This window comes from Vibrio sp. 10N.286.46.A8, assembly GCF_041470165.1.
Lineage (GTDB): Bacteria > Pseudomonadota > Gammaproteobacteria > Enterobacterales > Vibrionaceae > Vibrio > Vibrio tasmaniensis_A.
In genome coordinates, this window is the sequence record NZ_JBFRLX010000217.1 from 1 (window position 1) to 10,206 (window position 10,206).

9 protein-coding genes are annotated in these 10,206 nt (G+C 43.8%); 6 read left to right on the forward strand and 3 right to left on the reverse strand.

The genetic code is table 11. The features are described from left to right. On the reverse strand, nucleotides 1-533 hold a 533-nt coding region (locus AB4232_RS19140), incomplete at its 3' end, for a TolC family protein (RefSeq protein WP_372087771.1). Nucleotides 534-746: 213 nt separating this feature from the next. Beyond that, nucleotides 747-974 carry a hypothetical protein gene (locus tag AB4232_RS19145; RefSeq protein WP_009846577.1) on the reverse strand — a complete coding sequence of 76 codons (228 nt, stop codon included), beginning with the start codon at nucleotides 972-974 and terminating at the stop codon, nucleotides 747-749. A gap of 661 nt (nucleotides 975-1,635) precedes the next feature. Between AB4232_RS19145 and AB4232_RS19150 the strand changes: the two genes are divergently transcribed. The 5 genes from AB4232_RS19150 (at nucleotide 1,636) to gnd (ending at nucleotide 8,141) form a co-directional block, all read left to right on the forward strand. Further along, nucleotides 1,636-3,246 carry an ATP-binding protein gene (locus tag AB4232_RS19150; protein ID WP_372087773.1) on the forward strand — a complete coding sequence of 537 codons (1,611 nt, stop codon included), beginning with the start codon at nucleotides 1,636-1,638 and terminating at the stop codon, nucleotides 3,244-3,246. A gap of 69 nt (nucleotides 3,247-3,315) precedes the next feature. Continuing rightward, nucleotides 3,316-4,011, forward strand: a complete 696-nt coding sequence (locus AB4232_RS19155) for a response regulator (RefSeq protein ID WP_009846579.1) — start codon at nucleotides 3,316-3,318, stop codon at nucleotides 4,009-4,011. Nucleotides 4,012-4,448: 437 nt separating this feature from the next. Beyond that, nucleotides 4,449-5,951 carry a glucose-6-phosphate dehydrogenase gene (gene zwf, locus AB4232_RS19160; protein WP_029222938.1) on the forward strand — a complete coding sequence of 501 codons (1,503 nt, stop codon included), beginning with the start codon at nucleotides 4,449-4,451 and terminating at the stop codon, nucleotides 5,949-5,951. Next, nucleotides 5,948-6,664, forward strand: coding sequence for a 6-phosphogluconolactonase (gene pgl, locus AB4232_RS19165; RefSeq protein WP_065104019.1), 717 nt, complete (start codon nucleotides 5,948-5,950; stop codon nucleotides 6,662-6,664). The genes zwf and pgl overlap by 4 nt, the downstream gene beginning before the upstream one ends. 28 nt (nucleotides 6,665-6,692) lie before the next feature. Beyond that, nucleotides 6,693-8,141: a decarboxylating NADP(+)-dependent phosphogluconate dehydrogenase gene (gnd, locus tag AB4232_RS19170; RefSeq protein WP_004733587.1), complete on the forward strand. Its 1,449-nt coding sequence runs from the start codon at nucleotides 6,693-6,695 to the stop codon at nucleotides 8,139-8,141. A gap of 145 nt (nucleotides 8,142-8,286) precedes the next feature. On the opposite strand, the gene AB4232_RS19175 is transcribed toward gnd, so the two are convergent. Continuing rightward, a complete protein-coding gene (locus AB4232_RS19175) occupies nucleotides 8,287-9,447 on the reverse strand; it encodes an HD-GYP domain-containing protein (RefSeq protein ID WP_102257299.1) in 1,161 nt (386 codons plus the stop codon). 423 nt (nucleotides 9,448-9,870) lie between these two features. On the opposite strand from AB4232_RS19175, the gene AB4232_RS19180 reads away from it, so the two are divergent. Next, nucleotides 9,871-10,206: VF530 family DNA-binding protein (locus tag AB4232_RS19180; RefSeq protein WP_372087772.1), on the forward strand; the 336-nt coding region annotated here is incomplete at its 3' end.

Below are 10,206 nucleotides of genomic sequence, written 5' to 3' on the forward strand. Positions count from 1 at the left end.
AAGTAATATTTACTTAAGTCTTCGTAGCGAGCCTGTTTCTCCATCAGAAGTTGGCTTTGCGCTTCTTCGCTTTTACCTTCGGCAGCAGTTTGCGCAGCGGTAATTCGTCCGCCAGTAAAGATAGGCCAAATAGCACGGATGGAAGAGCTGAAGATGTCTTGTTCGGTGATGGTTGAGGTAACACCGCCAAGCCCACTTAATATAGGCTGAAGAATACCTCCAACTGCACCTAAATTTGGCACGCCGCTTAAGCTATTTTTGAACTGTTCACCATTAATTGTCACATCACTATCAAGGTGCGTGTAGTTAGCCCCCAAGGTGATCGAAGGTAGATTAAGGCTGCTGGTTGAATTCTGAAGGTGTTGATAACGTTCAACGTTGGCTTGTTGAGCCGCAAGTGAGTTGTTGTTCTCTTGCAATATTTGCCACGCTTCAGAAAAAGTGAGCGGGGCAGAGAAAACTGGCGAAGCAAATGTGCCGAGAAGCATACTGGCGAGCGCAAGGTGTCGGAATTTTGGTTTGGTCATCTGCATTAAATACCATTTAGAGCATTAACTCTAATGTTAACAGGGTGATAGTCATTTGTCTTGAGATGATTGTCTCACATGCTTAGAAACTCTCATAACTCGTTAAGTTAATGTAATAAAGTACGTGATGTGGGCTACAAAGATCACTGAAACGAAAAGAGCACGACAAAGCGTGCTCTTTAAATTCAGTATAGAAGTGTTCTTACAAAATGAAGTGGCTTATTTAAAGCTAGGACAATGGTGATCGGCGCGCCACACCAATTGTCTTGAACCTTGCATTGTTTGTAATAAATCTCTACCTGACATTTGCGGGAACGCTAACAATACCTTGAGATCAAGAGGAGAGGTTCCGTCTTTCTCATAGGCTCTTACGTGAGTAAAAGTCGATTGTAAGTGTTTGAACAGCATAGTCTTAGTAAGACAAATTCCAAAGTTATCGCGTTTCATTGCCTGGTTTCCTTTTCAACAATGTTTATACGTTATGTTTTTTATCCTGTTTCTATCGGACGTTGCCACTGATCGATACTTCCTGCTCATCAATGTTTTATTATTGGGCGCTGATTTATCAGTCACCTCTGAGTTGTCTACCTGTCTGTCGCGTAAATAGAGATGTATGAATGAGGTTAGGTAGGTAACCTGTTTGTTCAACAATCGTAACGACGAGCGTGCAACTTTTAGTTATAGATACGTCCAGTGAGCGAAGGGTTGTTGCCTTTTTGTTAATCTAAATTTCGATTTAAAGCGCGGTCTGAAAATCATGACTTATGGCTTGGCAACAACGAACTTCTTCATATGCAACTATTATAATTGTATTTATTTTAAACAACCTAAAAAACACCTAAAAGCTTAGTGATCTAGCTCAATATTTATTCGTTTATTTTGCTTTTTAAGCTAATTCGTTCTAAAAACGAACGATTAATCGAAGTGAATAACGTAAAGGGTTATCAATTAACAACCTGCTCAATTATTTAGTTGAGTAGCAGTCACAAATTCACGTACCTAGAAAGGTCATGCGATTAACTTGGTGTTAACATCATTCGTCTAACACTAGGGACGGTGGAATATGAAATGGAGCAGTATCAGTTTCCGTAAAAGGTTACTGATTATCATGACGGTCACTGGCCTTGTTGAGCTTTTGATACTCTCAGGTGCTGGTTTTTACTACATCAAACAATCTCAAGAGCAAGAGATGGGTTTGAAAGCGTTAGGTGTTGCTGAATTTCTATCTGAATCGCCACTTGTCACCAGCATTATTCAAGAAAATGGAACGTTGGATCCTAATGGCGTTCCCTACATTTTGTCTGAAGAAACCCAAGTTAAGTTTCGCAACCTTACCCAACTCATTGGTGCGGCGTTTATCGTTGTGGGAGATGATAAAGGTATCCGCCTGATTCACCCTTATGATGACAGGCTCGGTAAACCAATGCGTGGTGGCGATAACCAAAAAGCGTTGGTATTGGGCGAGTCTTATGTGTCGACGGCTAAAGGTTCACTTGGCTTCTCTGTCCGTGGGAAATCCGCGGTTAAAGACCCACAAGGCACTGTCATTGGCGTGGTGTCGGTTGGCTACCTCTTAGATTCTTTACAAGATCGAATTGAACCTTACTTAGCCTTTTTGATTGTGATGGCCTTGCTGGTGGTTGCGGTTAATGCTGTGATTTCAAGCTATGTATCTCGTCGTTTTCAACGCGCTATTTTGGGTTTTGAGCCTGAAGAGATTGGCCGTTTATACGTAGAACTTGATGTGACCATGAGTACTGTGAAAGAGGGCATTTTAAGTATCGATAAGAGCGGTATTTTGCGTTCAATTAATAAGAGTGCCTGCGATATTTTATCGATAGACAGAGATAAAGCACTCAATCAGCAACGTCTATCAGATGTGTTGGTGGGCAGTGATTTAGAGCAGCTGTTATCAACGGGTGACACTGATCATGATGTTGAGCTGTACCTGAACAATAAGCGAATCATTGCTAATCGCAGCCCAATTATAGTGGCTGGTGAGGTGGTAGGGGCGGTATCCAGCTTCCGATTGCGAGATGAAATCAACGATTTAACAGACCAGCTCTCACAAACCAAAGAGTATGCTGATCTACTGCGTTCGCAAACCCATGAGCATCAAAATAAGCTAAACACCATTAGTGGCTTGATTCAAATGGGCGAGCTGGACTCTGTTCAACAATTGATTGGTCAAGAAACCGCTCATTACCAGAGCTTAATTGAGTTCTTAAGAGAGACGGTGAAAGATCCATTGATTGCAGGCATGCTTTTAGGCAAAACAGAGCGAGCTCGAGAGATTGGTTTGGAGCTTAAAGTTGAAGAGGGATCAAGGCTTGAGGCATTACCCGCTTGGTTAAACGCAGAGGATGTCGTGACGATTCTTGGCAACCTGATTGATAACGCGTTTGATGCCACCATGATGGCAATTAAACAAGAAGGGCCAATAGCACCAGCTCGTCGCGTAATCGATGTGTCGATCAGTGATTTTGGCAATGAAATCATAGTGGAAGTCGAAGACAAAGGCTGTGGTTTGCCGAAAGACTTGGCGACCAAAGCACTCACCGAAAAAGGCGTATCGAGCAAAGCGAAGCAGAACAGAGGTGTTGGTTTGTATCTCATTAAGCAACTTGCAGATCGTTATCAAGGGCAATTAGAAATGGTTGATAACCCTGATTTTGGGTCACGCATGACGGTGTATTTACCGAAAGAAGAACAACAATAATAATTGAGCACGGAGCGATCGAGTAAAGATCGTAGTGACGGAAAAAGCATGGTTAAAGGAAGAACATAAATGAACGCAATCACGAGAGTCATGGTCATTGAAGATGATATTGCGATTGCAGAGCTTCACCATCGTTATTTAGAACAGATGGGAGGCTTTGATGTGGTCGGGATTGCGACCACACAGTCTGAAGCATTAATGCAATTGGACATCTTAAAGCCTGATTTGGTTTTATTGGATGTGTATCTGCCGGACGGATGCGGACTTGATATTTTGAACCACGTTCGTGGCAGTAATCAGGGCTGTGATGTGATTCTGATTACCGCAGCTCGAGATGTCGACACACTGCAACAGGCGATGCGCGGTGGGGTAGTCGACTATCTACTGAAACCTGTGATGTTTCCTCGCTTGGAAGCAGCGCTGAAAAAGTACCAATCGCAACAACAAGAATTTGAAAGTGTGTCGGACTTAAACCAAGGCTTGGTCGACAAGATGCTGCAAGCCAATGCCAAGGCAGATTCTCGAAAGGTTTCTACGTTACCTAAAGGGATCGATGGTGTAACGCTTGATAAAATTAGAGCTATTTTCCAACAAGCCGACATTGCTGATATTACAGCTGATGAGGCAGGTGAACGTATTGGAGCTAGTCGAACCACCGCTCGACGCTATTTGGAATTCCTTATCACGACTGGCGAGTTAGTGGCTGACTTAAATTACGGGTCAGTAGGTCGCCCAGAACGCTGCTACAATAAAGCTAGAAGATAGATTTAGCGACAACAAGTCACAAAGATAAACGCGATGCTATCAAATAAATATAAAGCCAGTTGAGTAAGCTGGTTTTGGTTTTTTCTCCCTTTCTTATTGCTCACTCCACCGACCAGATACCGTTCTTTCTTGACTACAATGTTTGAGAATGCCGATTTGCTTCTTCTTCCAGATAGAACAGCTGACTTATCGATTATAATTTGTTCGAAATCAGTCAATATTTAATCGATTGCTTTCACAGTGGTTGATGTAAATCAAATACTCATAGACAATACTGTCCCGAATAGAGGTGATAGCTTTCACCCTCGTTTACCAAACGCATTCTCAAGTGTAATAGGCACTCGCTATTGATGTAATAGCCAAGACCTATTATCTATTTTCGTATGTCGCTGATACCTTTGGCGAATACTAAAAACCTTGTTTTTATAGGAAAGATGATGGTAATACCTGAAAACAGCAGCATCGTTATTTTTGGTGCGTCGGGAGATCTAACTTACCGCAAGTTAATTCCTGCTTTGTACCACCTGTATGCTAGCAATCAACTTCCAGAATCCTTTGCGATTCTTGGAGTGAGCCGTACTGAGTACAGCGACGAGTCTTACCGTGAGAAGCTGAAGAAGTCTCTTCAGGAAATGGAAAAAACTGAGCCAGAGACGCTGAATGCATTTATTGAACATCTGCATTATCAAGCGATCAACACTTCAGATGTAGACGATTACGCTCGTCTAGCACAACGTCTGGATAAGCTTGAGCAAGACTACCAATTCGAAAACCATAACACATTGTTCTACTTGGCAACCCCGCCAAGCCTTTACGGTGTGATTCCAGCAAACCTTGCTGCACATGGCCTAAACGATGAGAAGAACGGCTGGCGTCGTCTGATTATTGAGAAGCCATTTGGTTACGATCTAGCATCAGCTCAAGCGCTGGATGAAGAGATCCATCATCACTTCCAAGAACACCAGATCTACCGTATCGACCATTACCTTGGTAAAGAAACGGTACAAAACCTTCTAGTGCTTCGTTTCTCAAACGCGATGTTTGAACCTCTGTGGAACCGTAACTTCATTGAATACGTTGAAATCACAGGTGCTGAGTTCCTTGGCGTTGAAGAGCGTGGCGGATACTACGATGGTTCTGGCGCAGTTCGTGACATGTTCCAAAACCACCTGCTACAAGTGCTAGCAATGGTTGGTATGGAGCCACCTGCTCAAATCAATGCAGATTCTATTCGTGATGAAGTGGTTAAAGTGCTTCAGTGTCTGAAACCATTAGAAGAAGATGATTTGCGTAAAGACTTAGTGTTAGGTCAGTACACAGCATCAGATGTTCGTGGTCAGCACTTACTAGGTTACCGTGAAGAGCATGGTGTCGCAGACGACTCTCGTACTGAAACGTACATTGGTCTTAAAGCACACATCAATAACTGGCGCTGGAATGGTGTTCCTTTCTACGTACGTACGGGTAAACGCTTACCAACACGTGTGACTGAAATTGTGATTCACTTTAAGAACACACCACACCCAGTGTTTGGTCAAGATGCACCAGAGAACAAACTGATTATCCGTATCCAACCGGATGAAGGTATTCAGATGAGCTTTGGTTTGAAAGAGCCAGGTGCAGGTTTCAAAGCAAAAGAAGTGAAAATGAACTTCTCTTACTCTGATCTGCCTGAGACTCAGATGCTAACGGCTTATGAGCGTCTTCTTCTTGACGCACTGAACGGTGATGCGACTCTGTTTGCACGTACCGATGCAGTAGAAGCATGTTGGAAGTACGTTCAACCGATCTTAGATTTCAAGCAAGACCCTCAAGCACTGTTTGGCTATGCTTGTGGTACTTGGGGCCCACAAGAAGCCGATGAGCTTCTGCAGCGTGATGGCCGCGCATGGCGTTTCCCATGCAAAAACTTAACAGATACGGATTACTGCGAACTATGATCAATCACAAGATCTTTGCAACGCCTGAATTAGTCGTTGAAAACCTAGCAAACGAAATGAAAGCTTACAGCGAGCAGGGTAAACCTGTTCACATTTCATTGTCGGGTGGCAGCACGCCAAAAATGCTTTTCAAGCTTTTAGCTCAAGCGCCATACGCAGAAGGCATTCAATGGAATAACCTTCATTTCTGGTGGGGCGACGAACGTTGTGTGGCACCAGACGATGCGGAAAGCAACTACGGCGAAGCAAACGCACTGCTGTTTACTCAAGTAAACCTTCCTGCTGAAAACATCCACCGCATCCGTGGTGAAGATGAGCCAAAAGCAGAAGCAGAGCGTTTCGCGAAAGAAATGGCAGACGTGATTCCAACAGAAAACGGCACGCCTGTTTTCGATTGGATCCTGCTAGGTGTTGGCGCAGACGGCCACACAGCTTCACTATTCCCGGGGGCAACTGACTACCAAGATGAGAACCTATCTGTATTAGCTTCTCACCCAGAGTCAGGCCAGATCCGTGTTTCTAAAACAGCGAAAGTTTTAGAAGCAGCAAAACGAATCAGCTACCTAGTACTGGGTGCAGGTAAAGTTGAGATCGTTAAAGAAATTCATACAACTCCTGCTTCAGAACTGCCTTACCCGGCAGCGAAAATCCAGTCTAAAACTGGCGAGACAGAGTGGTTCCTAGATTCAAATGCAGCAAGTGCTATCGCATAAGTGCGAATAGCCGCAAGGAGATAAAATAATGAAAGGTGATATCGGTGTAATTGGCCTAGCAGTAATGGGTCAGAACCTTATCCTAAACATGAACGACCACGGCTTCAAAGTTGTGGCTCACAACCGTACTGCTGCGAAAGTAGACGAGTTCCTAGAAGGCCCAGCTAAAGGTACTAACATTGTTGGTGCTTACTCTCTAGAAGAGCTAGTTGAGAAGCTAGAAGCGCCACGTAAAGTGATGCTTATGGTTCGTGCTGGTGATGTTGTAGATACGTTCATCGACAAGCTTGTACCACTTCTAGACAAAGGCGACATCATCATTGATGGTGGTAACACTAACTTCCCAGACACTAACCGTCGTGTTGCCGCTCTTCGTGAGAAAGGCATCCACTTCATCGGCACGGGTGTTTCTGGTGGTGAAGAAGGCGCTCGTTTCGGTCCTTCTATCATGCCAGGCGGTTCTCCTGAAGCTTGGGAAGCGGTTAAGCCTATCTTCCAAGGTATCTCTGCGAAAACTGACGCGGGTGAGCCTTGTTGTGATTGGGTTGGTAACGACGGTGCTGGTCACTTCGTTAAGATGGTTCACAATGGCATCGAATACGGTGACATGCAGCTTATCACTGAAGCATACCAGTTCATGAAAGATGGCCTGGGTATGAACCACGACGAAATGCAGGCTGTATTTGCTGACTGGAACAAAACTGAGCTAGATAGCTACCTAGTAGAAATCACTGCTGACATCCTTGGCTACAAAGATGAAGACGGTGAAGCGCTAGTTGAGAAGATCCTAGACACTGCTGGCCAAAAAGGTACAGGCAAATGGACAGGTATCAACGCACTAGACATGGGTATACCACTGACTCTAATCACTGAGTCTGTATTCTCTCGTTGCCTATCTGCACTTAAAGACCAACGTGTTGAAGCTGAGAAACTGTTCGGTAAAACTGTTGCTCCAGTTGAAGGCGACAAGCAAGAGTGGGTTGATGCAATCCGTCAGGCTCTACTTGCTTCTAAGATCATCTCTTACGCTCAAGGTTTCATGCTAATGCGTGAAGCGTCGAACGAAAACGGCTGGGATCTAAACTACGGTAACGTTGCACTTATGTGGCGTGGCGGTTGTATCATCCGTTCTGCATTCCTAGGCAACATTCGTGATGCTTACGAAGCGAACCCAGAAATCGCTTTCCTAGGTTCAGATGCATACTTCAAAGGCATCCTAGACAACTGCATGGGCGCTTGGCGTAAAGTTGCAGCTAAGTCTATGGAATCAGGCATCCCAATGCCATGTATGACTTCTGCACTAACGTTCCTAGACGGCTACACTACAGCTCGTCTTCCAGCGAACCTTCTACAAGCTCAACGTGACTACTTCGGTGCTCACACTTATGAGCGTACTGACCGTCCACGTGGTGAATTCTTCCACACAAACTGGACTGGTACAGGCGGCGACACTGCTTCTACAACTTACGACGTATAATCGTTAGTTAGAATCAGTAAAGAACACGTTCGTTCTTTCAGCTGAAAACTAGAAAACAAAAGGATGCCAATTGGCATCCTTTTTTGTTGGTTGGCTTTTTCTTTGGTCTACACAACCAAGGCGTTACAGTTCAAGGTGTCATAGATCAAGCTGTCATGACGTGCGGTTGAACATCGTCATTGTATTGCTCCCTAATTGCCATAAAGCCATCTAGGTTCTGTTTAAGAGCCACAACACACTCAGGGTCGAACATCGAACCCGAGTGAGCCTCAATGTAATCCATGACTTCATCGAGTGTCCACGCGTGCTTATAGGCTCTTTTGCTCATCAGCGCATCGAATACATCGGCTAATGTCACGATGCGTGCTTCGAGCGGTATTGCTGTGTTACTCAAAGCATCGGGCAACCCTGTGCCATCAAACCTTTCATGATGATGACGTACGATATTTTTAATGAATTGGATTTCCTCAGAACACATCGCGCTATGGCATGATAGGGCAACCACATTGTTAATCATTTCTTCACCGTACAAGGTGTGGTTGTCCATGACGGCTCGTTCTTCTTCATTAAAGCGTGCGCTACTGAATAGCACTTTATCTGGAATTCGATATTTACCTATGTCGTGAAAGGGCGCATACAGCCGAATTCGGTGAATGAATTGGTGCGTAATTTCTTCCTTGCTGTGCGACAGAGTACGAGCAATGTGTTCACTGTATTTACCCATGCGAATAAGGTGTTCTTTAGTCTCTGGGTCTCTCGCATGACCCATGTTTAAAGCAATCGCTAAAGAGGATTGAAAGTGACGTTGGCGCTCAAACCATTGAATGAAAAGGCTAGAGATCACTTGAGTGAGATAAGCGATATCACACTGGATGGTTTGGTTAGCAAAGAACCCCGTTGATGAAGCATTGATAAACACAAACCCAAGATTACTTTCTTGATGATGAATAGGTGTTGTGTAACTGCTTTGATGACCGATATCGAGCAAGTGAGATATTTGTTTGGTTGGGCTAATGGTGGTGAGGTCGTGGATGATTCGAGTATCTAAAGACTCAGCCATTCTAGATAAAGCTGATTCTGGCTTTAGTTCTTGCTCGATGTAGCGATGCTCAGCTTCTTGGCACAGAGTATCCGAAACAAAATAATTCGATGCTCTATTTTCATTGCACAGCACGACCGAAAGCCTAGATAGAATGGGGTAATGTTCGCGAGCTAGCCGAAAGAGATCATCAACGATAGCGATAATGTCTTTATCTTGGGCGGCTACTCTGCTGATTTGGGAGTAGTCAAACATGGTCAAAGCCAACCTTTATTTATAGTTATATCATTGTTTAATATCATTATTAGTAGGTTTCTATACCACTTCTAACATAGCACCTTACTGTTAATTAGCAACACTGCGTTCTAATAAGTTTAAATTCCATTGATAAAGTAGGGATATTTCATTCTTCTATCATGGTTTTTGTTAACTTGAGCTAGTTTGGTGGATCTTTAAGACAGACCCTTTTTAGTAGGGGCGGCTGTATTACACGCAACATCAGGATGGTAAGTGAGCATATTAAAATTAAATTGAAAGATAAATAGGATAACGAGCATGCTTTATGCCATCATAAAGGCATAGATAAGGGCAATGGATGATATGCCCAAATGATTGAGCTAGAAGCGGTCAGTGATGACGGTGTTCTAGAGTAAATTCAAGGCCTTTAGTTGCCTTGGAAAAGGTAATGTTATGACTGAAGAAGAAAGAATCGAACTGCAACAAAACAACCCACTGCATGGCTTAAAGCTTGAAACTATGATCAACGAATTAGTGGATCATTACGGTTGGGAAATTTTGGATGCAGCAATGCGCATGAACTGCTTTAACACTAAGCCGACAGTAGCAAGTGCCGTTAAATACTTGAAGAAAACAGAGTGGGCTCGTGAGAAAGTAGAGAATTTCTACCTTTACCGTTTCAAGCGCATGCCTAAAGCTTCTGATATCGAATACCAGATGCCTCCGCGTTCACGTACATTCCGTCACGGGTTAGAACCTCGTGAGCCAATGGAATTAACGGTTGAATCG

Excerpts from the sequence above, each read along its gene's own strand:
- AB4232_RS19145 (WP_009846577.1), bottom strand. The coding sequence starts at position 974 with ATGAAACGCGATAACTTTGGAATTTGTCTTACTAAGACTATGCTGTTC.
- AB4232_RS19150 (WP_372087773.1), top strand. The coding sequence starts at position 1,636 with ATGACGGTCACTGGCCTTGTTGAGCTTTTGATACTCTCAGGTGCTGGT.
- AB4232_RS19155 (WP_009846579.1), top strand. The coding sequence starts at position 3,316 with ATGAACGCAATCACGAGAGTCATGGTCATTGAAGATGATATTGCGATT.
- zwf (WP_029222938.1), top strand. The coding sequence starts at position 4,449 with ATGGTAATACCTGAAAACAGCAGCATCGTTATTTTTGGTGCGTCGGGA.
- pgl (WP_065104019.1), top strand. The coding sequence starts at position 5,948 with ATGATCAATCACAAGATCTTTGCAACGCCTGAATTAGTCGTTGAAAAC.
- gnd (WP_004733587.1), top strand. The coding sequence starts at position 6,693 with ATGAAAGGTGATATCGGTGTAATTGGCCTAGCAGTAATGGGTCAGAAC.